The sequence below is a fragment of the Bacteroides sp. MSK.20.82 genome (assembly GCF_019052485.1).
GTDB lineage: Bacteria > Bacteroidota > Bacteroidia > Bacteroidales > Bacteroidaceae > Bacteroides > Bacteroides thetaiotaomicron.
Map to the genome: position 1 here is coordinate 96,425 of NZ_JAHQUN010000005.1, position 26,244 is coordinate 122,668.

At 44.0% G+C, this 26,244-nt stretch carries 21 protein-coding genes; 9 read left to right on the plus strand and 12 right to left on the minus strand.

Annotated features, from left to right (window positions below):
• Positions 1-114 precede the first annotated feature (114 nt).
• Positions 115-1,032, minus strand: coding sequence for a DMT family transporter (locus KTR07_RS07510; protein WP_008764292.1), 918 nt, complete (start codon positions 1,030-1,032; stop codon positions 115-117).
• A 106-nt stretch (positions 1,033-1,138) separates the two neighbouring features.
• On the opposite strand from KTR07_RS07510, the gene KTR07_RS07515 reads away from it, so the two are divergent.
• The 7 genes from KTR07_RS07515 (at position 1,139) to KTR07_RS07545 (ending at position 12,885) form a co-directional block, all read left to right on the plus strand.
• Positions 1,139-2,014, plus strand: a complete 876-nt coding sequence (locus KTR07_RS07515) for an AAA family ATPase (RefSeq protein ID WP_008764293.1) — start codon at positions 1,139-1,141, stop codon at positions 2,012-2,014.
• Positions 2,015-2,027: 13 nt separating this feature from the next.
• The gene (locus KTR07_RS07520; RefSeq protein WP_008760937.1) at positions 2,028-3,029 is read left to right on the plus strand and encodes a DUF4435 domain-containing protein; all 1,002 of its coding nucleotides are present in this window, start codon (positions 2,028-2,030) and stop codon (positions 3,027-3,029) included.
• Between the two features lie 50 nt (positions 3,030-3,079).
• Positions 3,080-4,411, plus strand: coding sequence for a mechanosensitive ion channel family protein (locus KTR07_RS07525; protein ID WP_008760938.1), 1,332 nt, complete (start codon positions 3,080-3,082; stop codon positions 4,409-4,411).
• A gap of 60 nt (positions 4,412-4,471) precedes the next feature.
• Positions 4,472-5,368 carry an AraC family transcriptional regulator gene (locus tag KTR07_RS07530; protein ID WP_008760939.1) on the plus strand — a complete coding sequence of 299 codons (897 nt, stop codon included), beginning with the start codon at positions 4,472-4,474 and terminating at the stop codon, positions 5,366-5,368.
• 481 nt (positions 5,369-5,849) lie between these two features.
• A complete protein-coding gene (locus KTR07_RS07535; RefSeq protein ID WP_117981309.1) occupies positions 5,850-8,564 on the plus strand; it encodes a TonB-dependent receptor in 2,715 nt (904 codons plus the stop codon).
• 44 nt (positions 8,565-8,608) lie between these two features.
• Entirely contained in the window at positions 8,609-9,820 is a 1,212-nt protein-coding gene (locus KTR07_RS07540) for a hypothetical protein (protein ID WP_008764295.1), read from the plus strand.
• A 269-nt stretch (positions 9,821-10,089) separates the two neighbouring features.
• On the plus strand, positions 10,090-12,885 hold the full coding sequence (locus tag KTR07_RS07545; protein ID WP_008764296.1) for an ATP-binding protein: 2,796 nt from the start codon (positions 10,090-10,092) through the stop codon (positions 12,883-12,885).
• Between the two features lie 49 nt (positions 12,886-12,934).
• Here KTR07_RS07545 and KTR07_RS07550 read toward each other — a convergent pair whose 3' ends face one another.
• The 11 genes from KTR07_RS07550 to KTR07_RS07600 form a co-directional block, all read right to left on the minus strand.
• Complete coding sequence (locus KTR07_RS07550; protein WP_113748817.1) at positions 12,935-14,377, minus strand: NADH-quinone oxidoreductase subunit N; 1,443 nt, start codon at positions 14,375-14,377, stop codon at positions 12,935-12,937.
• Positions 14,378-14,414: 37 nt separating this feature from the next.
• Positions 14,415-15,899, minus strand: a complete 1,485-nt coding sequence (locus tag KTR07_RS07555) for a NuoM family protein (RefSeq protein WP_008764298.1) — start codon at positions 15,897-15,899, stop codon at positions 14,415-14,417.
• Between the two features lie 82 nt (positions 15,900-15,981).
• The gene (gene nuoL / locus KTR07_RS07560; protein ID WP_113748816.1) at positions 15,982-17,913 is read right to left on the minus strand and encodes an NADH-quinone oxidoreductase subunit L; all 1,932 of its coding nucleotides are present in this window, start codon (positions 17,911-17,913) and stop codon (positions 15,982-15,984) included.
• An 87-nt stretch (positions 17,914-18,000) separates the two neighbouring features.
• The gene (gene nuoK, locus KTR07_RS07565; protein WP_007764713.1) at positions 18,001-18,309 is read right to left on the minus strand and encodes an NADH-quinone oxidoreductase subunit NuoK; all 309 of its coding nucleotides are present in this window, start codon (positions 18,307-18,309) and stop codon (positions 18,001-18,003) included.
• 95 nt (positions 18,310-18,404) lie between these two features.
• Positions 18,405-18,917 (minus strand): NADH-quinone oxidoreductase subunit J, encoded by a 513-nt coding sequence (locus KTR07_RS07570; RefSeq protein WP_008764300.1) that lies wholly within the window; start codon positions 18,915-18,917, stop codon positions 18,405-18,407.
• Between the two features lie 2 nt (positions 18,918-18,919).
• Positions 18,920-19,408, minus strand: coding sequence for a 4Fe-4S binding protein (locus tag KTR07_RS07575; protein ID WP_008760948.1), 489 nt, complete (start codon positions 19,406-19,408; stop codon positions 18,920-18,922).
• 10 nt (positions 19,409-19,418) lie between these two features.
• Positions 19,419-20,495 (minus strand): NADH-quinone oxidoreductase subunit NuoH, encoded by a 1,077-nt coding sequence (nuoH, locus tag KTR07_RS07580; RefSeq protein WP_113748814.1) that lies wholly within the window; start codon positions 20,493-20,495, stop codon positions 19,419-19,421.
• Positions 20,496-20,610: 115 nt separating this feature from the next.
• Positions 20,611-22,203, minus strand: a complete 1,593-nt coding sequence (locus KTR07_RS07585; protein ID WP_048695113.1) for an NADH-quinone oxidoreductase subunit D — start codon at positions 22,201-22,203, stop codon at positions 20,611-20,613.
• 20 nt (positions 22,204-22,223) lie between these two features.
• On the minus strand, positions 22,224-22,817 hold the full coding sequence (locus KTR07_RS07590) for an NADH-quinone oxidoreductase subunit B (protein WP_008760951.1): 594 nt from the start codon (positions 22,815-22,817) through the stop codon (positions 22,224-22,226).
• Positions 22,808-23,158 carry an NADH-quinone oxidoreductase subunit A gene (locus KTR07_RS07595; RefSeq protein WP_008760952.1) on the minus strand — a complete coding sequence of 117 codons (351 nt, stop codon included), beginning with the start codon at positions 23,156-23,158 and terminating at the stop codon, positions 22,808-22,810. Before KTR07_RS07595 ends, KTR07_RS07590 begins: the two co-directional genes overlap by 10 nt.
• Positions 23,159-23,271: 113 nt before the next feature.
• On the minus strand, positions 23,272-23,649 hold the full coding sequence (locus KTR07_RS07600; RefSeq protein WP_008760953.1) for a hypothetical protein: 378 nt from the start codon (positions 23,647-23,649) through the stop codon (positions 23,272-23,274).
• Between the two features lie 259 nt (positions 23,650-23,908).
• Between KTR07_RS07600 and KTR07_RS07605 the strand changes: the two genes are divergently transcribed.
• Both KTR07_RS07605 and KTR07_RS07610 read left to right on the plus strand, forming a co-directional pair.
• Positions 23,909-25,513 (plus strand): DUF6377 domain-containing protein, encoded by a 1,605-nt coding sequence (locus KTR07_RS07605; protein WP_016269509.1) that lies wholly within the window; start codon positions 23,909-23,911, stop codon positions 25,511-25,513.
• A 190-nt stretch (positions 25,514-25,703) separates the two neighbouring features.
• Complete coding sequence (locus KTR07_RS07610) at positions 25,704-26,228, plus strand: RNA polymerase sigma-70 factor (RefSeq protein ID WP_008760954.1); 525 nt, start codon at positions 25,704-25,706, stop codon at positions 26,226-26,228.
• Positions 26,229-26,244 lie beyond the last annotated feature (16 nt).

Below are 26,244 nucleotides of genomic sequence, written 5' to 3' on the forward strand. Positions count from 1 at the left end.
TGAATCTATAGAAGAAAAGTATCAATGGGAATGTGTCCCCCCTTCTAAATTTATGAGGGTTTCGACACATCCCCATTGATGCTTTTCTTTATTTTAATCGGAATGAGGGAACTCCTACAACTCCTTTCCCGCCTTCTCAAAATCCGCCTTAGACTTACTCTGCGTCACAATATACACACCCAGAAACACAAGTGTAATGGCGATTCCTTTTTCCCAGCCGAAGCTCCCGATTCCCATGAGGATTGCTGCAATCGTAGCCACAATCGGCTGCATATAGTTATACATACTTACCACTGTAGGGCGAAGTAACTTCTGAGCTGTCATGATGCAGAGATAAGCAAGGAAACTTCCTCCCAGTACGACATACAATACCTGCAAAATGGCAACCATTGGAATGCTGGTCCATTGAATGACCGAAATATCTTGATAAGAGAAAGGAATATAACACATCGAAGCATAGATAAACATCCATTTATTGATGGTTACTGCCGAATATCGCTGAGACAGCCCCTTGAACACCGTCAGATAGATGGAGAAACTGATTTGCGCAACCAGACAAAGCAAGTCGCCGATCAGACTTCCGTTACCACTACTCGCTGCCTGACTGCTCATAATAAGGATAAGCGCTCCCATAGCTCCCACGAAAATACCCAGTACTTTCTTGTTCGTAATCGGCTCTTTCAGATAGATGGCTGCCACAATCATGGTAACTATCGGCAGAGTAGTCGTTACGATAGAAGCATCGATAGGCGAAGTCATCGAAAGCCCGAAGATAAATATCCCCTGATTGAAAACCAGAGCAAAGAGGGAAGCAAAGAAAATCTTCAGCATATCGCGGTGGTCCACATGCTCCTGTTTGCAGAAGATGGAAAGTATCCAGAATGCCGCTGCCGCACCTACCATACGAAACGTGGTGACGGAGATAGCTGAAAACTCTTGAAGTGCCGATTTGCCGATAGGAGACATCAGTCCCCACATAACGTTTGCCGTGAGTGCAAACAGATGTCCGTGCAGATTCTTGTTATTGCCCATAAGTCTGTGTATACCTTTTAATTGTTACCTTTATTGAAAACTGCTGCAAAGGTAACCAATTTGTCGCATGATTTGTTTATATTTGCCTTGATTAAAATTGAATATTATGGAACAACAGGCAGACTATATCCGGCGGATCGAGATCAAAGGACTCTGGGCCCGCTTTAATATACAATGGGATTTGCGTCCGGATGTGAATATCCTTTCCGGCATCAACGGAGTGGGAAAGACCACTATTCTGAACCGTTCGGTGGGATACCTCGAACAGCTTTCCGGCGACATACAGCTCTCCGGTGAAATGAAAAGCGACGCAAAGAACGGAGTACACCTCTTCTTTGATAATCCCGCAGCGACTTATATCCCATACGATGTGATCCGCAGCTACGACCGCCCCTTGATTATGGGTGACTTCACGGCACGCATGGCAGACAAGAACGTGAAGTCCGAACTGGACTGGCAACTGTATCTGTTGCAGCGCCGCTATCTCGATTATCAGGTCAATATAGGCAATAAGATGATCGAAATGCTTTCCAGCAATGACGAGGAACAGCGCAGCAAAGCCGCCACCCTCTCCCTTGCCAAACGTCGTTTTCAGGATATGATTGACGAACTTTTCAGCTACACCCGCAAAAAGATAGACCGCCGTCGGAATGACATAGCCTTCTATCAGGACGGAGAATTGCTGTTTCCATACAAACTCTCGTCCGGTGAAAAGCAAATGCTCGTGATTCTGCTGACAGTGCTCGTGCAGGACAACAGCCACTGTGTCCTTTTCATGGACGAACCGGAAGCCTCCCTGCACATCGAATGGCAACAGAAACTGATTTCAATGATCCGAGAACTGAATCCCAATGTGCAAATCATTCTGACCACCCATTCGCCTGCCGTCATCATGGAGGGCTGGCTGGATGCAGTGACAGAGGTGAGCGATATTTCCACCGAAGCGGACGGATTCAGACTCCCCCCGACTATTAATTGTTAATGACAACTTCTACATGGCAACTTCACTACGCGATAATCTGACTTCTTCTTACTTCAATGCTGCCCACAAGCTGTATTCCAAAAAGGCTCGCCGGCGCATCATTGCTTACGTAGAGAGCTATGATGATGTTGCTTTCTGGCGCACATTACTCGAAGAGTTTGAAGATGACGAGCATTATTTTCAAGTGATGCTCCCTTCGGCCACCTCATTGGCAAAGGGGAAGAAGATGGTACTCATGAACACGCTGAATACCGCCGAACTGGGCAGAAGTCTGATTGCCTGTGTCGACAGTGACTATGATTTCCTGTTGCAGGGAGCCACGAACACTTCCCGAAAGATCAACCGGAACAAGTACATATTCCAAACCTACACATACGCTATCGAAAACTATCACTGCTTTGCCGAAAGTCTTCACGAAGTATGTGTGCAGGCCACATTGAACGACCGTTTTATACTGGATTTCAACGCTTATCTGAAACGGTATTCGGAAATCGTATACCCGCTTTTCCTGTGGAACGTGTGGTTTTATCGTCAACGGGATACGTATACTTTCCCGATGTACGACTTCCATACTTATACTGCCTTGAGGGAGATCAGTCTGAAACATCCGGAACACAGTCTGGAAGCACTGCAACACCGAGTTAATCAGAAACTTGCTGAACTGAAAAAACGCTTCCCCGGTTCTGTCAACCAAGTGAACGGATTGCGGTCGGAATTAAAGGAACTGGGACTCGTCCCCGAAACCACCTATTTATATATGCAGGGACATCACGTGATGGATAATGTCGTGATGAAACTTCTGATTCCCGTCTGTACCGCCCTGCGCCGGGAACGGGAACAGGAAATCAAACGACTGGCGGAACATAATGAACAATTCAGGAATGAATTGACTTGTTATCAGAACAGCCAGGTGAATGTCGAAATCATGTTGAAGAAGAACGTCGCCTATAAGCGACTCTTCCACTACGACTGGCTGAGGCAGGACATTCAGGAATATCTGGCCAAAGGAGAATGAATAAAAGGGAACTAACTAATAAGGGAATAAACTAAAAGAGATACTATTTTATGAAAGAAGTGATTGATACAGTGAGTGTGGCATTGGCAAATGGAGATACGGAGAATGTTGGCAATGTCGTGATGCAGGAGGTCAACCGTACGTTGCTCTCGGCAGGTGTGGATGAAGTATGGGCGGACAAAATAGATAATCTGATCGTATTGCTGTTTATTATCGGAATAGCCTTGTTGGCTAACATAATCTGCCGTAAAATCATTTTACGGGTGGTAGCCAAGTTGGTGAAGCAGACCAAAGCTACCTGGGACGACATTGTATTCAACCATAAAGTGATGGTGAATGTCAGCCGGATGGTAGCGCCTATCCTGATTTATATCGCCATTCCTATCGCATTCCCCGAGCATGCGGATTCTGATTTGCTCGATTTTCTGCGGCGTCTCTGTCTGATATATATCATTGCTGTTTTTCTTCGTTTCATCAGCGCTTTGTTTACGGCTGTCTATCAAGTCTACAGTGAGCGGGAGCAGTATCGGGACAAACCGTTGAAAGGACTTTTGCAGACGGCGCAAGTGATTCTTTTCTTTATAGGAGCCATTATTATTATAAGCATTCTGATCAATCAGAGCCCGATGGTCTTGCTGACCGGATTGGGAGCGTCTGCCGCTATTCTGATGTTGGTTTTCAAAGATAGTATCATGGGATTTGTATCCGGTATTCAGCTTTCTGCCAACAATATGCTGAAGGTGGGCGACTGGATCACCATGCCGAAATATGGTGCGGACGGCACAGTGATAGAAGTAACGCTGAATACCGTGAAGGTGCGTAATTTCGATAATACGATTACGACCATTCCTCCTTACCTGCTGATCAGCGATTCTTTTCAGAACTGGCAGGGAATGCAGGAGTCCGGCGGACGCCGGGTGAAGCGTTCCATTAATATCGATATGACAAGCGTGCGCTTTTGTACTCCCGAAATGCTGGAAAAATATCGCAAGATACAGTTGCTGGCAAATTACGTAGATGAAACGGAGAAAGTGGTAGAAGAATATAATAAGGAGCATGATATTGATAATTCCGTGTTGGTGAACGGGCGGAGGCAGACCAATCTGGGAGTTTTTCGTGCCTATCTGACCAATTATTTGCGAAGCCTGCCCACTGTTAATCAGGATATGACCTGTATGGTACGCCAGCTTCAGCCTACAGAAACCGGCATTCCGCTGGAACTTTATTTCTTTTCTGCCAACAAAGTATGGGTTGCTTACGAAGGCATACAGGCAGACGTGTTCGACCATGTACTTGCCATCATTCCGGAGTTCGGCCTGCGCGTCTTTCAGAATCCGTCGGGTGAAGACCTGCGACGGATAGGAGTGAAGATAGAACACTGATTTAAAAGATAGAATACTATATATTTTAAGAACGATACATACTGTTAACCATTATTGATTATGAACACACCTATACCCAATCAGATTATCCGTGAAATTACACCTTTGTCCGACAAAGACTGTTTCTATATTGCAGAACGTTATAAGACGGAGTTTACCTATCCGATTCATAACCATTCTGAATTTGAACTGAACTTTACGGAAAAGGCCGCCGGAGTCAGGCGTGTAGTGGGAGATTCCTCCGAAGTGATAGGAGATTATGATCTGGTTCTGATTACGGGCAAAGACTTGGAACACGTATGGGAACAGAATGAATGCCGCTCCAAAGAGATACGGGAGATCACCATCCAATTCTCTTCCGACCTGTTCTTCAAGAGCTTTATCAATAAGAACCAGTTCGACTCTATCCGCCGGATGCTGGATAAAGCTCAGAAAGGACTTTGTTTCCCGATGTCCGCCATACTTAAGATATATCCGTTGCTGGATACGCTTGCTTCCGAGAAACAAGGGTTCTATGCGGTGATCAAGTTTATGACGATCCTGTATGAACTTTCTCTCTTTGAGGAAGAGGCCCGGACACTGTCCAGTTCTTCTTTTGCCAAGATTGATGTTCATTCCGATAGCCGCCGGGTACAGAAGGTGCAGGAATATATCAATCTCCATTATCAGGAAGAAATCCGATTGGGACAGTTGGCAAGCATGGTCGGGATGACTGATGTGTCATTCAGCCGTTTCTTTAAGTTGCGTACGGGGAAGAACCTTTCCGATTATATTATTGATATCCGACTGGGATTCGCTTCGCGGTTGCTGGTAGATTCTACGATGTCTATCGCAGAAATCTGTTATGAGTGCGGATTCAATAACCTGTCTAATTTTAATCGTATCTTTAAGAAGAAAAAAGATTGTTCTCCGAAGGAGTTTCGCGAGAACTACCGGAAGAAAAAGAAACTGATCTAATTTCTCTGTCTCCTCGCATACTTTACTAGTCTGTTTCTCTATTAGGGCTGACTAATAATTAGCTTAGAATCGTGTTGAATTTAGAGTCTTGTTTCCTAAGATTTATTCTTCGGGGGGGGTGACATCTATTCTCCGTTAGGTACAAAACTAATCGTCTGACAGTTGTTGTTTTTTCGTCTGACAACTGTCAGACGAAAAAACAACAACTGTCAGACGCAAGTTTAACTATAGTCAGACGATTAATTCTGTGCATGACGGGAGATAAATTCTTTTGATATGCGGATTAAATCTTACGTAGAAGAGGACTAAACCTCATTGGTAAGCGGATTGAAACAGTGTGGTAAGTCATTGATAACAAGTTTGTAACACGATGTAACAAACCTGAAACGGCTATTTCAAACCATTGTATCTGATTCGTATTCATATTGTAATCTCTTGGGTCTACCTTTGCCGACGTAATAAAAACGTAGAGCGAAGTTCGATGAAAAAACTATTTCTTTTAAGATTTTCAGTTGCAGCCTTCTTTTGTTTGTTGTGTGTTCTTCCCGCATTGGCTGCCAATATTAAGATTAAAGGTGCTGTGAAAGATAAACTTTCCAAAGAGCCTTTGATTGGAGCAACGATACGGTTGGTAGGAACTCCTGCCGGAGCCGTGACCGATATGGACGGTAATTTTGAATTGAACAGTACCGGTGTTTTGGAAGGTTTGTATGATATAGAGATTAAATATGTAGGATATAAAACGGAAGTACGTCGTAAGGTCCGTGTAGAAAACGGAAAACTGGCGATTCTGAATCTGGAGTTGGAGACAGATGCGCACGAACTTTCGGACGTTGTGGTGGTAGCAAAGAAGAATCGTGAAAATGAGAATATGTTATTGCTCGAACAGCAGAAGGCGGTCATTGCCGTGCAGGCTGTCAGCGTCAAAGAGCTTTCACGCAAAGGTGTTTCCGATGCGGAAGGGGCTGTAACCAAAGTGGCGGGAGTCTCCAAACAGGATGGAGTGAAGAATGTTTTCGTCCGTGGACTGGGCGACCGCTATAATGCGACTACCTTTAACGGATTTGCCGTTCCTTCGGAAGATCCGGAATATAAGAATATCTCTCTCGACTTCTTCGGCACGGATATTATCCAGTCTGTTGGCGTCAATAAGGCATTTAATGCAGGAGGTATCAGTGATGTCGGCGGTGCGACAATCGACATTGTTTCCAAAGAACTGATTGGCAGCGGAAACCTGAATATCGGCCTTTCCGGAGGACTGAACACGCAGACTGTGACAGCCGACTTTCTGAAACAGGACGGAGTAAACCTTCTGGGCTTCGCCACTACAACAGAACCCGCCGATGAGAACAACTGGGGATTCAAGAATAAGCTGGACCCCTCCAAGCAGAGCTTGCAGATAAACCGGAGTTATAGCATTTCCGGCGGAAAGCGGTTTCATATAGGAAAAGACAGGAATCCGCTCTCTTTCTTTCTCACTGCCGGACATACCACTGATTATCAATTTACGGATGAAACTATCCGCAACACAACGACGAGCGGTACGATCTACAAAGATATGACAGGCAAGAAGTACACTGAGAATATCAGCCAACTGGCACTGGCCAATGTGGATTATGATATGCAGAACCGTCACCACATGAGTTATAACTTCATGATGATTCATGCCAATGTGCAATCCGTAGGAGACTATACCGGTAAAAACTCCATCTTCAGTGACGATTATGATAATCAGGGATTTACCCGTCGCCAGCAAGCGAATGACAACTTACTAATCGTTAACCAGCTGATGACTAACTGGGGACTGACCAAAACATTGAGTCTGGATGCCGGTGCTTCTTATAATATCGTGAAAGGCAATGAACCCGACCGCCGAATTAACAACATAACCAAAGCGGAAGAAGGATATACCTTACTCAGAGGCAACTCCCAGCAACGGTATTTCTCCACTTTGGACGAAGATGACATCAACGTAAAGGCAGGACTCATCTACCGTCTGAAAGATAACGTAGAAGAAATCTCTAATATACGCTTGGGCTATACAGGCCGATTTGTAGACGACAATTTCAAGGCGACTGAATACAACCTCACAGTAGGACACGCTTCTTCCATCCCCTCATTGGATAATTTCTCACTCGACGATTATTATAATCAGCAGAATCTCTCTTCCGGACGGTTTGCCGTTCAGAAGAACATTGATAAGTATTCGGTCACCAAGAATATCCATTCCGCTTATGCGGAAGCCACCTACCAGTTTACTCCCCGTTGGATTGTAAATGTAGGAATGAAGTATGACAATGTGGATATTCAGGTAGACTACAATGTGAATAAAGGCGGATCGGAAGGAAGCAACACGATTCAAAAGGATTTCTTTCTCCCGAGTCTGAATCTGAAATACAATCTGAGTGAAAAACACTCCTTGCGTCTCGGAGCGAGCAAAACATATACGCTGCCGCAAGCTAAGGAAATTTCTCCTTATCGCTACGTAGGTGTGAATTTCAACAGTCAGGGAAATGCAAACCTGAAGCCTTCGGACAACTATAACGTCGATTTGAAATGGGACTTTAATCCTACCCCCACTGAACTGATCTCTCTGACAGCTTTTTATAAACTCATCAAGAATCCGATCTCACGCATTGAAGTGGCAAGTGCCGGAGGATACCTTTCGTATGAAAATATAGCCGATAAGGCAACAGTAGCCGGAGTGGAAGTAGAAGTACGTAAGAATCTGTTTGTCCGTCCGCTAAGCAGTGCGGCAAACGGAATGAACAAGCTCTCTTTCGGCTTGAACGGATCGTACATCTATACAAATGCGAAAATGCCTCTGGCAACGGTTACCACCGGATCGCAACTGGAAGGGGCCGCTCCCTGGATCGCCAATTTCGACTTGTCCCACAACTTCACGAAAGGAAATCATAGCTTCATTAATACATTGGTACTCAACTATGTCAGCGATAAGATTTATACCATCGGTACGCAAGGCTACCAAGACATCATGGAGCAGGGAATGATGACGCTTGACTTCGTTTCGCAAGCCAAACTCAACAAGTATGTCTCACTTACGCTGAAAGCCCGCAATCTGCTGAATCCCTCTTATAAGTTGAGCCGCAAAGCCAACGAAAGCGGAGAGAAGGTAGTACTCAGCGATTATAAAAAAGGAATAAATATCAGTCTGGGAGTGTCGTGCACATTTTAAACCGGATAATGAAATAAGATTATTTAACTAATTATTAAAGCAAAATGAAAAGATTGTTTGTAAACTTTATGACATTTGCCGCTATGGCAACTGCACTGACATTCACTGCGTGTAGTAGTGATAGTGACGGAGATGACAATGGAAACGGTAACGGTGGAAATGGCGGAGGAACAGGTAGCTCTATCGTGGTAGGCGAAAATATCCTGTCCGGTACACTGACCGGTGAACAGACACTGGATGCCAAAGAATACATTCTGAACGGAACGGTTATCATCGCCGACGGCGGTCGCCTGAATATCCCTGCCGGAACTACCATCAAGGCGCGTGAAGGTTTCAGCAGTTACCTGCTGGTAGCGCAGGGAGGTAAACTCTATGCCGATGGTACGGCCGATAAACCAATCGTCTTTACGGCAAATACCACCAGCCCGGTATCTGGATATTGGGGTGGCGTGATCATCAATGGTAAAGCACCTATTTCCGGTTCAAAGACCGACAAGAGCGATACGGCACTGACGGAAATCAACAATGACTATAAATACGGCGGCAGCGCAGCTGATGACAACTCCGGTTCATTGACTTACGTGAAAATCTGCTATGCAGGTGCACGTTCCACAGCAGACATCGAACACAACGGACTGACCTTGAACGGTGTCGGCAACGGAACAAAGATTGAAAATATCTACGTACTGGAAAGTGCCGATGATGCAATCGAGTTCTTTGGTGGAACAGTAAATGTGACCAATCTGCTGGCTGTTAATCCGGATGACGATATGTTCGACTTCACACAAGGCTATTGCGGTACGTTGAAGAACTGCTATGGCGTTTGGGAAAGCGACTACACAAGTACGGAAGCCGATCCCCGCGGCATCGAAGCCGACGGTAACATGGACGGTCTGTATCCGGATCACCTGCGTCAGTCTGACTTTAAGGTGGAAAACATGACTATCGTGAATAATGCTGCCAACACTGCCGATAACGTAGACCGTATGCAGGATGTAATCAAGATTCGTCGCGGAGCAAAAGCTACCATCACCAATGCATTGGTTAAGGGTACGGGTGGTGCTATCGACCTGGTTGATATGAAAGACAGCAAAGGTGCAGGAAACATAGAATCCAGCATTAACATCACAAGTACATTAAGTCTCACAGGATTGAAGCAGAACGGCGAACTGAATACATTTGTCGAATCGGCAGACAATACAGGTGCAGACGCTTCTCTGTTCGGCTGGACAGGCTATAATTTATCAGCATTCTGATGAAGTAGCCAACGGTTCTTTTTCACAGTAGGTATTACTTTTCGGGCACGGATTGCACGAATTGCACGGTTATGATTTACTAAAACCGTGTAATCCGCGTAATCCGTGCCAAATCATATAATAATGAGATGCGTTTATTACGCTTTTACCTCCCTGGCTATCCCTGCTACTATCCTCTCTCTTCTATTATGAATTATTTCAGATATTATATGTTTCGCTGATTTTCTTTTTCGTATATTTGCTATTCATTATTATACGATCAATCACTTATGCAAACAAACTACGAGCGATACTGTAAAATGTCTTCTTTGGCTCAGATAGGATGGTGGGAAGCGGACTTTTTGGCTGGGCATTATGTCTGCTCTGATTTTCTTTGTGATCTTTTGGGACTGGAAGGAGATACCATCTCTTTCATGGATTTCCAGAATTTGATACGTGAGGATTACCGCGAACAGATAGTACAGGAATTTCGGGCCAATGCAAATATCCATAAAGACTTTTATGAACAAACCTTTCCCATCTGTTTAAAAAATGGTGAAGTTTGGCTGCATACCCGTCTGGCTCTTCGTGAGAAAGGTACCGGAACCAATGGAGGTGACAAATCTTTTGGCGTCATCCAGCGTGTTGAGGCGCCTAAAGAAGTGGAACAGAAAAATACCCTCCGGCGTGTAAACGACCTGTTACGCCGGCAAAACTATATATCACAGTCTTTGCTTCGCTTCCTCCATGATGACGATGTAGATTCTTGTATTATGGAGATATTGAATGACGTGCTGAGCCTCTATCAAGGCGGTCGTGTGTATATCTTTGAGTATAACGAAGACTATACGCATCATAGTTGCACGTATGAAGTCGTTTCGGAAGGTGTTTCCAAAGAGAAAAACAAGCAGCAGTCCATTCCGGTTAATGAAACCCGATGGTGGTGTGAGCAGATTCTATCTGGCAAACCCATCATACTGACTTCCTTGAAACAGTTGCCCGAAGAAGCGGAGAATGAATATAAATTCCTTGACGCTCAAGGTATTTGTTCGTTGATGGTCGCTCCTTTGATGGCAGGTGACCGTGTATGGGGATTTATGGGTATAGATCTGGTCGAATCGTATCGTGAATGGAGCAATGAGGATTTTCAATGGTTCTCTTCATTGGCGAATATCATCAGTATTTGCATCGAATTGCGCAAGGCCAAAGATCGTGTTGTCCGCGAACAGTCTTTTTTAAGCAATCTGTTCCATTTTATGCCGTTAGGTTATATACGGATGTCTGTCGTCCGTGATGAAAACGGTCAGCTTCTTGATTATAAGATAACGGATGTCAACAAGGCCTGTTCCCGCTTCTTTGCCCGACCTGCCGAAACGTATATAGGAGTCTTGGCCTCTGAAATATATCCGGATTTTTCTTCACAGCTCCTCTTTCTGAAAGAAGTGCTGGATAACAATTCATACAGGGAAAAGGATATCTTTTTCCCGCAGACAGAGCTTTATACCCATTGGATAGTTTATTCTCCGGAAAAAGATGAAGTGGTAGGTCTGTTTACAGATTCCACGGAGGCCGTGAAGACCAATAGGGCACTGGACCGTAGTGAGAAGCTTTTTAAGAGTATCTTTGCCAATATCCCGGCAGGAGTGGAAATCTATGATAAGGATGGATTCCTGATTGACCTGAATAATAAGGATCTGGAAATATTCGGTGTAGAAAATAAACAGGATGTGATAGGAGTCAACTTCTTTGAGAATCCGAACGTACCGCAGCATATCCGTGACCGTGTGCGGGATGAAGATTTGGTAGACTTCCGTCTGAATTACTCTTTTGAACGGGCAGAAGGTTATTATCACCCCGATCGTCGGGATACGATAGATATATATACGAAAGTCAGCAAGCTCTATGATAACGAAGGAAACTTTAACGGCTATATCCTGATTAGCATTGATAATACGGAGCAGATTGATGCGATGAACCGTATTCGTGATTTTGAGAATTTCTTCCTGCTCATATCGGATTATGCAAAGGTGGGATATGCCAAGTTGAATCTGCTGAACCGGAAGGGATATGCCATTAAACAATGGTATAAAAATTTAGGTGAAGAAGAGGATACTCCATTGGCGGACGTGGTGGGAGTCTATCGTAATATGCATCCCGAAGACCGTGAACGTATTTTTGATTTCTATCGGGAGGTCAGAAAAGGAAACCGGAAGCACTTTCAGGGAGAAATGCGAATCTACCGTCCCGGCAAGAAGAATGAATGGAACTGGATACGTATGAATGTAGTCGTTACGACATACAATCCGGAGGAAAACGAAGTGGAAATCATCGGTATCAACTATGATATTACCGAACTGAAGGAGACGGAGAAAGAATTGATCCTGGCACGTGACAAAGCCGAAATGATGGACCGTCTCAAAAGTGCTTTCCTTGCTAACATGAGCCACGAAATACGTACTCCTCTGAATGCCATCGTCGGCTTCTCCGACTTGCTCGTCGATACGGAAAATATAGAGGAACGACGGGAGTATATTCAGATTGTGAAGGAGAACAATGACCTGCTTTTACAACTGATTTCGGATATACTCGACCTGTCTAAGATTGAAGCGGGTACATTTGAGTTTACCAACGGAGATGTAGACGTGAATATGCTCTGTGAAGATATTGTCCGCTCCATGCAAATGAAGGTGAAGGAGAATGTCGAACTGATGTTCGATCCGCATCTTGCGGAATGCCGCATTATTAGTGACCGTAACCGACTGCACCAGGTAATCTCCAATTTTGTGAACAATGCGATTAAGTTTACCTCGGAGGGAAGTATCCGTGTGGGATATAAGCAGAAAGGAGAAGAACTGGAGTTCTATGTACAAGATACGGGAGTTGGTATTGACGCAGAGAGTCAGGCACATATTTTTGAACGTTTTGTGAAGTTGAACTCCTTTGTACACGGCACGGGCCTGGGGCTCTCCATCTGCCAAAGTATTGTGGAACAAATGGGCGGAAAGATAGGGGTGGAATCCGAACCGGGAAAGGGTTCGCGTTTTTGGTTTAGCCTTCCCTGTTTTGTGGTGATGTCGGAAGAATAGACAAGAATGATGGGGCTGACTAAAAAGTCAGCCCCAAAGAGTCGGTTTCTTATATTCCGAATGATAGTTTATCGATAGACTGATATACGATACTTGCAATACCCAGTCCGATGATGCCCAGTGTGCAGAGCGCCAGTCCCCACTTTGTACAGCGGTCGCTGCGGAAAGTCGGAATCGGGTTATCGGAAGGCATGATATACATTGCTTTTACAATCAGCAGATAGTAGTACAATGAAATCACGGTATTAACCAGTGCAATGAATACCAGCAAGTGGAAGCCCGCTTCGAAAGCTGCCATGAAAATAAAGAACTTCGAGAAGAATCCGGCAAACGGAGGAATACCTGCCAGTGAGAACAGCGAAATAGTCATCAGAAAAGCCATTTTCGGGTTCGTTTTGTAGAGTCCCGCATAATCTTCGAGGGTAAACTTCTGACTGCGTAATGCTATGATAGTGATGACGGCAAATACTCCGAGATTGGCAGCGGCATATACAAGTATGTAATATACCATGGCGGTCATTCCCTGTGCCGTTCCTCCGATTACACCCAGCATGATATATCCTGCCTGCGAAATACTGGAGAACGCCATCAGACGCTTCAGATTCTGCTGGCGGATAGCGAATATATTGGCGATGGTGATAGAAGCGATAGTCACCCAGTAAAGTACTTCTTGCCAGTCATGTATCATCGGTGCGAATACTTTGATCAGAATTGCCATCAGCACAAATGCTGCCGAACCTTTGGAGATAACACTCAGATAGGCGGTAACCGTACTCGGTGCACCTTCGTAAACGTCTGCCGTCCATAAATGGAACGGAACCAGAGAGAGCTTGAACGCCATACCGGTAAAGAAGAATACAAAAGCCATGATTTGCAACGGATTTCCATCGATATGAGCAGGAAGATCATCGAAATACAGTGTTCCTGCGGAACCGTAAATCATTGACAGACCAAACAGTAACAGTGCGCTGGAGAAAAGTGCGGTAAGGATATACTTGGCACCGGCTTCAGCGGAGTTATGGCGGTATTTGTCGAAAGCGATCAAGGCTGCCATCGGGATGGAAGCTGTCTCCAGTCCGATGAAGAACATCAGGAAGTGTCCGGCGGAAATCATGAGATACATACCGAACAGGGTGGAGAGTGTAAGTACATAGAACTCACCTTGCTTGAATGAAGTATCGTCGCGTTTCATCCATTCGTGTGCCATCAGGAAAACAATCAGCGTGCCTATGTTCAGGATTGATTTGACAACCGTGTGCATGGGTACATAGTGATACATACCGCCAAAAATGTCGGCAGCTGTGCCTGGAACCAGATTGATCGCTGTATGGATGGCCATCAGGATAACTGGCAGCATGGTGTTCAAAACGGGTCTCGTCCCTTTTTGTTTGTGTGCGTCCGGACTCATGAAGAGATCGGCAAGGAACAGCAATAGTAAAACTGCTACGAGCGACAGTTCTTCCCGCATATGTAGAAATTGTGAATAATCCATCTTTATAAATTAAGAATTAAAGATTAAAAAATAAAGGTTATGGGATGAGTTGTGAGACTACAGGGAGTACACTTTCACCAATCATGTGGCTTACCCAGAAAGGAGCCATACCCAGTCCGGCTACACAAACGATGAGGCAGATAACAGCTACCCGTTCATCCCAGGTTGCGTCTGTCAGCGCAAGATGATGTTTGTTGGTGCAGGTACCGTACAGAATCTTGCCTACCAGACGCAGGATATAGACTGCCGTGATCACGATGGATGAACAAGCGATAATGGTCAGTGTACGGTGGAATACGTCGTTGTTCTGGAAAGAACCTACGAAGATAGTCATTTCGGCAATGAACCCGCTTAATCCCGGCAAACCGAGATTGGCAAGACCGGCAATCACATAACATACGCTGAGGAACGGCATTACTTTCATTAATCCGGTAAGCTCGCGGACATCACGTGTGTGTGTACGTCCATAAATCATACCGATCAGGGCAAAGAACAAGGCTGTCATCAATCCGTGGGAAAGCATCTGAAGAATGGCTCCTGTCGCAGCAGTCTGATTCAGCATCAGAATGGCGAAAAGTACCAGTCCGCAGTGAGAAACGGAAGAGTAAGCGTTGATGTATTTCAAGTCTGTCTGTACGCAAGCGGAGAATGCTCCGTAAACAACGGAGATACCTGTCAGTATCAGGAATATCCATGAAAGTTCGTTAGCGGCTTCCGGCATCAGATACATGGCGATACGGAAACATCCGTAACCTCCCAGTTTCATCAGTACTCCGGCGTGAAGCATGGATACAGCTGTCGGGGCGGAAGCGTGACCATCGGGACTCCATGTGTGGAACGGGAAAAGAGCACCCAGCACACCGAACCCGAGGAAGGTAAGCGGGAACCAGATACATTGCTGTGCAAAAGGAATATTATGTAGCTGTGCTATTTCCAGCAGGTTCATGGTGGTAGCTCCCGAACCGAAATAGATTCCGAGAATACCGATCAGCAGGAAAGCGGAACCGCCCATCAGCATAAGGGTCAGCTTCATGGCTGCATATTCTTTACGTCCCGAACCCCATACACCGATCAGCAGGTACATAGGAATCAGCGCGATTTCGTAGAACATGAACATGGTGAATAAGTCGATGGATATAAAGAATCCGAAGACTCCCATAGACAACAGTGTGAACCAAAGGAAATATTCTTTTGTCAGAGGCTGCAGACGCCAGGAGGCGAAAGTACCTGTGAATACAATAACGGCAGACAATAACAACATGGCTACCGAAATACCGTCAACGCCTACCGAGTAGGAGATGTGAAGCGGTGCATACCAGAGTGTATCCGCACGGAATAGCATTTCTGCCGTGTTGCCGGCACTGCGTTCTCCCAAATACATAAAGGTAAGTACGACGGAGGCAATCAGAAGTGCCGATGCGCCGGTAACCATAACCCCCCGAATCGCTTTGATTCCCCGTGCTGCCCAAAGTCCGGCAAGCATCAGTAAGGGGATGAGTACGAAGATTGATAAAAAATTCATAATTGAATTATTAAGTTTTAAGTATTAATTCGCAGCGACTTGTTGCGCAGCTTAATATCTAATACCTGATAGTTAATACTTGCTATAGAACTAACAGCAGGATAAGCGCCAGCGCTCCGCAAAGGAACACGTATGCGTATTGCTGTACCTGACCGCTTTGAAAACCACGTATCTCGTCGCTTGTCGTATTCGTAGCCCATGCCAGGAAATTAAAGAATCCATCCACTACATGACGGTCGAACCATGCGATAGGAGTCGAAATGCAACGGAAGATGATCTTATGCGTAATAAACTGGTATATATCATCAATATAAAAACGATGATAAGCAGCTGTCCACAATCCATTGAACCGTTTGGCAAGTGCATTGGCAACAGGCTGTTTGGCATTCTTATACATCCATGTGGCAATCCCGATAGAAATAATCGCAATTACAACGCTTGTGACAGCTACCGACAGATCGAGGTGAATAGAGTAAGACTCTCCATTCGAACTGATAAAATGTCCGAAAGGAATGAATCCTGCAAGGCAGGTAACAACCGCCAGAAATATCAACGGAAAAGTCATAGCCAACGGACTCTCATGCGGGCGACAAGGTGCCGCTTCCAAGTTTCCGTGCGGTGTGCTATGATCCGAATGGGAGCTTGCCCGGGGCGGCTCGGCCCCCCAGAAGATGCCGTAGTAGAGGCGGAACATATAGAAGGCGGTCATTGCGGCGATTACTGTCATCACCCAACCCATTGCAGGGCTATATTGGAAGCAGGCAGCCAAAATCTCATCTTTTGAGAAGAAACCGGAGAACGGAGGAATACCGGCAATGGCGAGACAGGCAATCAGGAATGTCCAGTGAGTAATAGGCATGTATTTGCGTAGTCCTCCCATGGCTGACATTTCGTTGGAATGTACTGCATGGATAATGCTGCCGGCACCCAAGAAGAGTAATGCCTTAAACATGGCGTGTGTGAAGAGGTGGAACATGGAAGCCATATATCCCAGTCCTCCGTGGTGCGGGTCCATAGAAGTACAAACGCCCAGTGCTACCATCATAAAACCAATCTGTGAAATGGTCGAGAAGGCCAGCACACGTTTGATATCCGATTGTACGCAAGCCACGCTTGCTGCATAAAAGGCGGTGAAAGCACCTACCCAGGCAATCATATGTAAGGTGTCCGGTGCATAAGCAATGAAAAGCGGGAACATACGCGCTACCAGATAAACGCCGGCAACTACCATCGTAGCCGCATGGATCAAGGCACTGACAGGAGTAGGACCTTCCATGGCATCGGGCAGCCAGATATGCAACGGGAACATGGCACTCTTTCCGGCGCCACCGATAAACATCAGTCCCAAAGCCAATGGAAGCATGGAAGCGCCGCCACTGATCAATGATACCGTATCCGGTGTGAAGCCGAATGTGCCACCGTAGTATCCGTAAATCAGAATACCGATAAGGAAGCCTAAGTCTGCAAAGCGGGTGACAATGAACGCTTTCTTGGAAGCGGCAATGGCAGCAGGCTTTGTATAGTAAAAACCGATCAGCAGATAAGAACTGACACCCACCAGTTCCCAGAAAAGATACATCTGGAAAATGTTTGTGGCAACAACCAGTCCCAGCATAGACATCGTAAACAGGGACAGGAAAGCGTAATAACGTTGAAAGCCCGTCTCACCTTTCATGTAGCCGAAGGAGTAGATATGCACCATCAGTGACACGGTAGAAATGACAATCAGCATCATCACGGATATAGGATCTAGCAGAATGCCCAGATCAAATCGTAAAGTCTCGGTGAAAGGAAGCCACGTAAAATTATAAGGTATCAATGTGGCAAATGTTCCGTCTTCCAAACGAGGGGCGGAGAAATATTGGAAAGCCGTAACGTACGATAGTACTGCTACTGCTCCCAGTATCAGCGTACCGATAGCACCCGCTGTCCGATGAGACATCCATTTTCCTCCGATTCCCAGAATGAGGAAGGAGAGGAAGGGAAGAAGGAGTATTAGAATTGTTAGTTCCATACAGTTTATTTTAATTACTTGTTTTATTATTGTTCATATTTATCACGATATCCATCCGAATGGAAATTGGGTCGTGCCGCTTTGGCACTACCACTTCAGATCGTCCAGATTGCGGACTTGAATGCTTCGGAGGTTGCGGTAAATGTTAATCATGATGGCGATAGCTATAGCCGTTTCCGCAGCCGAAATGGCGATGGAAAAGAGTGCAAAGAAATAGCCTTCCATGCCTCCCGGAAAGAGAAAACGGTTGAACACGGCGAAGTTGATGTCCGTGGCGTTCAGCATTAACTCTACAGAAATCAGGATAGCCAGCGTATTACGGCGGGTAAAGAACCCATAGATTCCTGCAAACATCATGATGGTAGAAACTACCAGATAATATTCCATGTGTATCATATCTGAAATTATTAGGTTTTAAGTAATAAGTATTAATTCCTTGCGGTTCATTGCGCAGCCTAATACCTGATACTTAATAGTTAATACTTACTTATTTATCTTTTTCGGGCGATCATGATACCACCGATGATACAAGCCAGCAATAAAATACTGATTGCTTCGAAAGGCAATATATAACCATATTTGTCACTGCTTAATAAAGCATTACCAATGGTGTGGATGTTTATTTCCAGCGGAACCAGGTTGGTCGTTTGCAGGAAGTTATGCTTCAGGGTGATAAACAAGATAATCGCTAAACCGGCAACCATCGTAAAGAGTCCTGCCAGAAACCTGCTTCGTTTCAGTTTCTCGGCGCGGTCACCTTCTCCACTGGTCAGCAGGATGGAGAATACATAAAGGACGACGATACCACCGGCATAAACCATAATCTGGACAGACCCCAGAAAGGTGTAACCCAGCAGGAAATAGATGCCAGCCGTGCCGAAGAGCACGAAGAGCAGATAGGTGGCTGAGCGGACAATACGTTGGGTAGTCACCGTCATGATGGACATTGCAATAATAAATGCTGCCAAAAAGTAGAATACTACTGTTTCAAGTGTTGATCCCATATCTAAACTTCTTTTTTCTTTTCAATTACTTTACTACCGGTATGATTCAGTTGCAGGACAAGCTTCGTCCGGTCAAAGACGGCATGTTCGAAGTTCTGGTCGAACGTGATGGCATCATGCGGACAAGCGTTGACACACAGTTGGCAGAACATACAAGCTCCGAGGTCATATTCATATTTTGCCAGGATTTTCTTCTTCTTGCCGTCTTCAGTCTCGATCGTTTCGCTGGTTACGGTGATTGTATCGTTCGGACAAGCTATCTGACACAATCCGCAGGCTACACAGCGGTGTTCGTTATTCTCATTGTGGGGCATTGCCAGTGTACCACGGAACCGGTCGAACATTTTCAGCTCTTTCCGGTTTTCAGGATACTGTTCGGTTACTTTTTTGCGGAAGTATACCTTGATACTGGTTTTCATACCCGTTGCCAGAGTGCTGATACCATGTATCAGTCCTCCCAAGTACGTATATTTTTGATCTTTATATTCCATAATTCTTATTTTAGAAGTGGAAGCCAAAGGCAACACAACATGCCATTAATAATAGGTTTACCATAGAAATAGGAACCAGATATTTCCATTCCAGATTCAGAATCTGGTCGATACGCAGGCGTGGGAAAGTCCATTTGATCCACATTAAAAGGAATACAACGAAGAATGCCTTGGCAAAGAACCAGATGAAGCCGGGAATATAGTCCATAACAGCGTTGAATCCGTCCAAGCCGACGATATGCAATGGCATCCAGCCTCCCAAAAAGATGGTAGCGGCCACGCTGGCTACGATAAACAGATTCAGATATTCCGCCAGATAAAAGAAACCGAAGTGCATACCGGAATATTCCGTATGATATCCGGCCGTCAATTCACTTTCCGCTTCGGGAAGGTCGAACGGGCCACGGTTACATTCTGCATTTCCGGCAATGAGATAGATGATGAAAGCGATAACGGCAGGAATATGTCCTTTGAAGATAAACCATCCGTCAGCCTGTCCTTCTACGATTTCGGAGAACTGCATGGTGCCCATCAGTACGACCATCGTCATGATGCTCATACCCACTGACAACTCATAACTGATGATCTGTGCGCCGCTTCGCATGGCACCGATCAGCGAAAACTTGTTGTTACTACCCCAACCGGCAAGCAGAATACCTACCACACCGATGCTGGAAGCTGCCAGCAGGAAGAATACGCCCACATTAAAATTCAGAATTTCCGCTCCTTTATTAAAAGGAATACAAGCGAAAGTGAGGAACGAGGCAATAATTACCATGAATGGAGCCAGATTGTAGAGGAAGCGGTCGGCATCCTTTGGAGTGAAAATCTCCTTGGTCAGCATCTTGAGTACGTCGCATACCACTTGAATAGAACCCCATTTACCGACACGGTTCGGACCGAGGCGGCACTGGAAGAAACCACAGACTTTACGTTCCATGTAAATCAGTACGATAGCCAGAATAGCATATAGCGCAACGATGCACACGCCGACAGCTACGCACTCTATAAAGATGGCCCATCCCTCCGGCATAACGGAGAGCAGCAGCTCATGTATCCAGTTTGTTACTATACTAAAGTCGAACATATATTTTTTAATTATTAGGTTTTAAGTATTAAGTATTAATTCCATGCGGCATATAGCGTATTGTATAGTCGGTTAATACTTAATACCTTATACTTAATACTTGTTTATCTCTTGTTTATCGGTCGATGTCCGGAACTACATAGTCCAGTGTTCCTCCGATGGCAATCAAGTCGGCAATTTTCGCTCCGCGGCAAATCGTGTCGATTGCAGCAACAAGTGGCAATCCCGTAGCACGATAGTGCAGGCGATAAGGCATCTTGTCACCCTGACTTTCGAGAAAGACTCCGAATTCTCCGCGGCTTCCTTCTACGGCGGCATAATAACTGCCTTCGGGAACGCGGATGATCGGTTTCATCTTTTCCTGATACGGGCCTTCGGGAATGTTGTCTATCAACTGCTCTATAATCTTCAGACTCTCCATGATTTCGTCCATACGTACCAGATAACGGGCGAAACAGTCTCCTTCCGTATAAACAATTTCCTGGAAGTCTACCTTGTCATATACACCGTACGGTATCCGCTTACGTACATCGCAAGCCCAGCCCGAAGCACGGCCTGTACCCCCGGTGCAACCGAATGAGATTGCATCTTCACGGCTTAACACTCCGACGCCCTTCATACGGCTCTGAGCGATAATGTTGCCGGTAAATATGTCGTGGTATTCGTGAATGATACCTCTCATATAAGGGATAAATTCTTTTACCCGCTTGACGAAGTTAGGATGAAGGTCGGCCTGTACACCGCCGATGGTATTGTAGTTCATGATCAGACGTCCGCCGCAAGTCTCTTCAAAAATATCGAGAATTTTTTCACGGTCACGGAATCCGTAGAAGAAAGCAGTCAGTGCTCCAAGGTCCATGGCGAGGGCGGAGTAGAACAGTAAGTGAGAGTCGATACGTTGCAGCTCATCCATAATTGTACGAATGTATTTGACACGGTCACTCACTTCGATGCCCATCGCTTTCTCGATGCACATACACAAAGCGTGACGGTTCTGATGTGCGCCCAGATAGTCGAGGCGGTCAGTCAATGCCAATGTCTGCGGATATGTAAGACTCTCGTTCATTTTCTCGATACCCCGATGGATATAACCGCAGTTAGCATCGATCTTACGAATAATTTCACCTTCAAGAGAAACGCGGAAGCGCATTACACCGTGAGTTGCAGGGTGTTGCGGGCCAATGTTGACTACATACTCTTCTTCTCCAAAGAGTTTCATTTCTCTGTTTTTAATCGTTCCGTCCGGATTAAGTTCTATTTCCTGTGTTGTATCGAACGTCTCTTCGTTAGTCATACAAAGCGGATTATCTTTCTCCGGATCATTATCTTTACGCATGGGGTATCCTACCCAGTCATTACGTAAGTAAAGGCGGCGCATATCGGGATGCCCTACGAAAACAATGCCATAGTAGTCGAACACTTCACGTTCGTAGAAGTCGGCTATTTTCCATATATCGCTGACTGACGGAATTTCCGGTCGTTCACGGTCGGTAACGGCTGTTTTCAGTGCTATCCGTTCTCCCGTAACAGTCGATTCCAGATGGTAGACAACGCCTAAACCACGGAGTTTCTCCGGTGCGTCTTTTTCGTCTGCTACTCCCCAGTCCATACCAGTGAGGCTTTCAAGGAAGTCCATCTGTTTTTCATTTCGCAAGCGCAGCATTTCGTCGTGTAACGCTGCAGGGACTATAAATTGTATTTCTTGCATAATTCTTCGTTCCTCATTCTTCATTTCATAAATTCCGGTTTCTTCTCTTTTCTGTTCGTTCCACCAAAGAATTTCTCTATTTTCACTTTGCGTTGTAGTTGCATCATGCCGTAATAGAAAGCTTCCGGGCGGGGCGGACATCCGGGGATATATACATCGACCGGAAGAATCTTATCTACTCCATTCAGCACATGATAAGACTTCTTGAAAGGCCCTCCGCTGACAGCACATCCGCCTACGGCAACTACATATTTCGGATCGGGCATCTGATCGTACAAACGTTTCAGTACCGGTGCCATCTTGTTGGTGATTGTTCCGCAGACCATGATCATATCAGCTTGGCGCGGACTGGCACGTGCTACTTCGAACCCGAAGCGGGCCATATCATAACGCGCGGCACCCAGTGCCATGAATTCGATGCCGCAACAGCTGGTTGCGAAAGTAAGCGGCCACAGTGAATTGCTGCGTCCCCAGTTGACAAGGTCGTCCAGAACCCCAAGAAAAACGTTCGCTCCTCCGGCATTAAGTTCCTTGACCAACTTTTCCAATGACTCATTGTCGATGAACTCATCATACGGAATTGATTTTATTTTCGGTTTTTTGGTTATTTCCATTCCAAAGCTCCTTTCCTCCAGGCATAAGCAAGGCCCAGAACCAAAATAATAAAGAAGAAGAGAATACTAACGAGCCCCTGAGGTCCCATGTCATGCATTACTACTGCCCAAGGGAACAGAAAAGCTGTTTCCACGTCGAACATCAGGAACAGGATGGCAAACAGGTAGTAACCTACACGGAACTGCATCCATGATTTACCACGCGTTGGTATACCACATTCATAAGCTTCAAACTTTTGTACATTGTACGAACGTGGTGAAATAGCTCGTGAAAGGGCTATTACTACACCGACAAAAGCGAGCGCTGTCAGTAAAACAACAACTAAAAATGTAAAATTCATAATTTCAATAGCTGTTTAGATTGAATATTATATAGAAATAAACAATTAGTTTCTCCACACCCGGATGAAACCAACTGTAATGAATTGACGAATAAGATAATGGATTGTACCGTCTAAATGACGATCTTCCTTAAACCATATATATAATATGTAATAGGATCGTAAAAGTACTTGGGAATATGGAGTGAATGAGTCTGAGACGTGTTTTGCTGGCTTTTGTATTCACGGAAATAAGTAATCAGCAATTGCACGCTTTTATCTGTAGGGATGTGTGCAACATCCGCATGACTCATATCACAAGACTGGGTAGAATAGAAATAATGAAGACGTTCAAGAGCATTATGAACAGGATGATCCTGAGATACGTAGCACTTCTCCTGGCGATATGTCGGGGGGGATACTCTGCAGTTATCTTCCATTGCTTCATTGGAAACAACATGGATCAGCAAAGCAAGTACCAGAAATAGTCCGTATTTTAAGCTTTGTTTCATCTTTCTCTTTTAACGGCTGCAAATATAGGATTAATATTCATGTTTTTTGCAAAGTCGGGGTTACAAAAAAGTATTTTTTAACTTGCTTTATTTCAAGTCCGTTTTTATTTCAGTGCTACTCTGGAGAATCTTCTTCTTTTATGGTATATATCCGTTCTTATTTGGTTAAAAGATGTAATAAAAAGAACGATTTACGTTCTTTTTGACGAATTACCCAAAGAAAATTCATTTTTTTGCAAATTGTATATAACACATTGATATGAAACACACACTTTGCTTTATAACAATCCTACTGGGGTCTTTGTTGAATCTTTATGCAAATAACGAGAATGATTCTCTATTGAAAGTTTTAGATAAAGTGATTTCTGAGCGTCTTGTGTATACAGAAAAGAAGGAAGCTACTATCAAAGAGCTGAAAGCAAAAAAGAAGGAACAAAAGACCTTGGACGATATGTATCGTCTGAATTCCGAGATTCTCCATCAATACGAAACGTTTGTCTGCGATTCTGCGGAACAGTACATTAATGAGAATATTGAGATCGCTAAGAAACTGGATAATAAAACCTATTTGCTGGAAGGAAGGCTGCAACTGGCTTTTGTTTATTCCTTATCGGGGTTGTTTATTCAAGCTAATGATATTTTCAAATCAATCAATTGTTCGGATTTACCTAGTCATTTACAGGCTTTGTATTGTTGGAATCGTATTCGGTATTATGAAAATTTGATTAAATATACAGATGATGCTCGGTTTGCCAGTGAATATTTGGTTGAAAAAGAAGCGTATCGAGATACAGTTATGAGTATCTTGTATGATGCATCGGAAGAATATTCGAAAGAAAGAGCTATAAAGCTTCAGGATCAGGGCAATACAAAAGAAGCACTTAAGATACTGACTAAAATTTATCAAAAGGAAAAACCAGGAACTCATGGGTTTGCAATGATGTCTATGGGGCTATCAAGAGCATATCGGCTGGTCGGAGAGCATGAATTGGAAGAAAAGTATCTTATATTAGCTGCTATGACCGATATAAAACTGGCAGTGAAAGAAAATGAGGCTTTGTTGACTTTAGCCGTGAATTTATACCATAAAGGAGATATCGATAGATCTTATAATTATATTAAAGTAGCACTGAGTGATGCTATCTTCTATAATTCCCGTTTTAAGAATACGGTAATAGCTCGTATTCATCCTATTATAGAAAATACTTATTTATATAGGCTGGAAAAGCAAAAGCAGAATCTTCGTTTTTATATTTTGCTCACTAGTTTGTTTGTTGTGGCTCTTGCTATCACTTTGTATTTTACTTATAAACAGACTAAGATTGTTTCCCGTGCAAAGAAGAATCTCAATGTTATGAATGAAGAGTTAGTTGCATTGAACAAGAATTTGGATGAGGCTAATTTAATAAAAGAAAGATATGTAGGCTATTTCATGAACCAGTGTGCCGTTTACATTAATAAACTGGATGAATATAGGAAAAATGTAAATCGAAAAATAAAAACCGGACAAGTTGATGATTTATACAAATCTTCTTCTCGTCCTTTCGAAAAAGAATTGGAAGGATTATATACCAATTTTGATAAGGCGTTCTTAAAATTGTATCCTAATTTTGTCGAAGAGTTTAATTCATTGTTGAAACCGGAAGATTATTATAAACTGGATAAAGACCAGTTGAATACAGAATTGCGTATTTTTGCTTTGATGCGAATGGGGATTACAGATGTTTCGCAAATTGCTGTTTTTTTGCATTACTCGGTACAAACGATCTATAATTATAAGAGTAAAGTGAAGAGAATGTCTTTATTGGATGGAAATATCTTCGAAGAAGAGGTGAAAAAGCTTGGTTCTTTGTCCCAAAAATGATTCTATTTGGTTTACCAAAACCTTAAAATGGTTGTTTGTTAATGCGTTGAATACTAATGTATTATCTAGAAAAGATGTTCAAAAACGTCTACTTTATAGCCTACTTCCAATAAGGAGTAGGCTTTTTTCATCTCTATATTTGCATCACAAGATTTTTGATAACTGAATACTAATCTAAAGAAACACAGCTATGGATTTTTCAGAATTGTATCTTACTTATTATTCAAAACTGGTTCGGTTTGCAAAAGAATTTGTAATACTGGAAGAGGATGCAGAAAACATAACACAAGATGTGTTTACCGACTTATGGGCGAAACGTGATTCTATGGATCGCATTGAAAATATGAACGCGTATCTTTTCAGATTAATAAAGAATAGATGCTTGGATCATTTGAAACATAAAATGTTTGAACAGAAATATATTGAATCAGTCCAAACCTCTTTCGAAATAGAAATGTCCTTGAAATTACAATCTTTAAATAGGTTTGATGTGTCTGATATCTCGGAAGGAAATGAAACGGAAATGCTCGTTCGTAACGCAATCAATAGTCTGCCTCGAAAATGTCGTGACATATTTTTATTAAGTCGTGTCGAAGGGTTAAAATATAGAGAAATCTCAGAACGTTTGGGTATTTCAGTAAATACTGTAGAATGTCAGATGGGGATAGCACTCAAAAAGTTAAGGGTAAAACTAAATATTTGCCTTGCAGCATGAGTTTTAATAATTTTAT

What these genes read in the sequence shown, in the direction of transcription:
- KTR07_RS07590 (WP_008760951.1), bottom strand. Translation starts at nt 22,817, where the DNA reads ATGGAAATAACCAAAAAACCGAAAATAAAATCAATTCCGTATGATGAG.
- KTR07_RS07530 (WP_008760939.1), top strand. Translation starts at nt 4,472, where the DNA reads ATGAACACACCTATACCCAATCAGATTATCCGTGAAATTACACCTTTG.
- KTR07_RS07585 (WP_048695113.1), bottom strand. Translation starts at nt 22,203, where the DNA reads ATGCAAGAAATACAATTTATAGTCCCTGCAGCGTTACACGACGAAATG.
- KTR07_RS07520 (WP_008760937.1), top strand. Translation starts at nt 2,028, where the DNA reads ATGGCAACTTCACTACGCGATAATCTGACTTCTTCTTACTTCAATGCT.
- KTR07_RS07510 (WP_008764292.1), bottom strand. Translation starts at nt 1,032, where the DNA reads ATGGGCAATAACAAGAATCTGCACGGACATCTGTTTGCACTCACGGCA.
- KTR07_RS07525 (WP_008760938.1), top strand. Translation starts at nt 3,080, where the DNA reads ATGAAAGAAGTGATTGATACAGTGAGTGTGGCATTGGCAAATGGAGAT.
- KTR07_RS07535 (WP_117981309.1), top strand. Translation starts at nt 5,850, where the DNA reads ATGAAAAAACTATTTCTTTTAAGATTTTCAGTTGCAGCCTTCTTTTGT.
- KTR07_RS07540 (WP_008764295.1), top strand. Translation starts at nt 8,609, where the DNA reads ATGAAAAGATTGTTTGTAAACTTTATGACATTTGCCGCTATGGCAACT.
- KTR07_RS07550 (WP_113748817.1), bottom strand. Translation starts at nt 14,377, where the DNA reads ATGGATTATTCACAATTTCTACATATGCGGGAAGAACTGTCGCTCGTA.
- KTR07_RS07555 (WP_008764298.1), bottom strand. Translation starts at nt 15,899, where the DNA reads ATGAATTTTTTATCAATCTTCGTACTCATCCCCTTACTGATGCTTGCC.
- KTR07_RS07570 (WP_008764300.1), bottom strand. Translation starts at nt 18,917, where the DNA reads ATGGGATCAACACTTGAAACAGTAGTATTCTACTTTTTGGCAGCATTT.
- KTR07_RS07605 (WP_016269509.1), top strand. Translation starts at nt 23,909, where the DNA reads ATGAAACACACACTTTGCTTTATAACAATCCTACTGGGGTCTTTGTTG.
- KTR07_RS07545 (WP_008764296.1), top strand. Translation starts at nt 10,090, where the DNA reads ATGCAAACAAACTACGAGCGATACTGTAAAATGTCTTCTTTGGCTCAG.
- nuoK (WP_007764713.1), bottom strand. Translation starts at nt 18,309, where the DNA reads ATGATACACATGGAATATTATCTGGTAGTTTCTACCATCATGATGTTT.
- KTR07_RS07610 (WP_008760954.1), top strand. Translation starts at nt 25,704, where the DNA reads ATGGATTTTTCAGAATTGTATCTTACTTATTATTCAAAACTGGTTCGG.
- nuoH (WP_113748814.1), bottom strand. Translation starts at nt 20,495, where the DNA reads ATGTTCGACTTTAGTATAGTAACAAACTGGATACATGAGCTGCTGCTC.
- nuoL (WP_113748816.1), bottom strand. Translation starts at nt 17,913, where the DNA reads ATGGAACTAACAATTCTAATACTCCTTCTTCCCTTCCTCTCCTTCCTC.
- KTR07_RS07600 (WP_008760953.1), bottom strand. Translation starts at nt 23,649, where the DNA reads ATGAAACAAAGCTTAAAATACGGACTATTTCTGGTACTTGCTTTGCTG.
- KTR07_RS07515 (WP_008764293.1), top strand. Translation starts at nt 1,139, where the DNA reads ATGGAACAACAGGCAGACTATATCCGGCGGATCGAGATCAAAGGACTC.
- KTR07_RS07595 (WP_008760952.1), bottom strand. Translation starts at nt 23,158, where the DNA reads ATGAATTTTACATTTTTAGTTGTTGTTTTACTGACAGCGCTCGCTTTT.
- KTR07_RS07575 (WP_008760948.1), bottom strand. Translation starts at nt 19,408, where the DNA reads ATGGAATATAAAGATCAAAAATATACGTACTTGGGAGGACTGATACAT.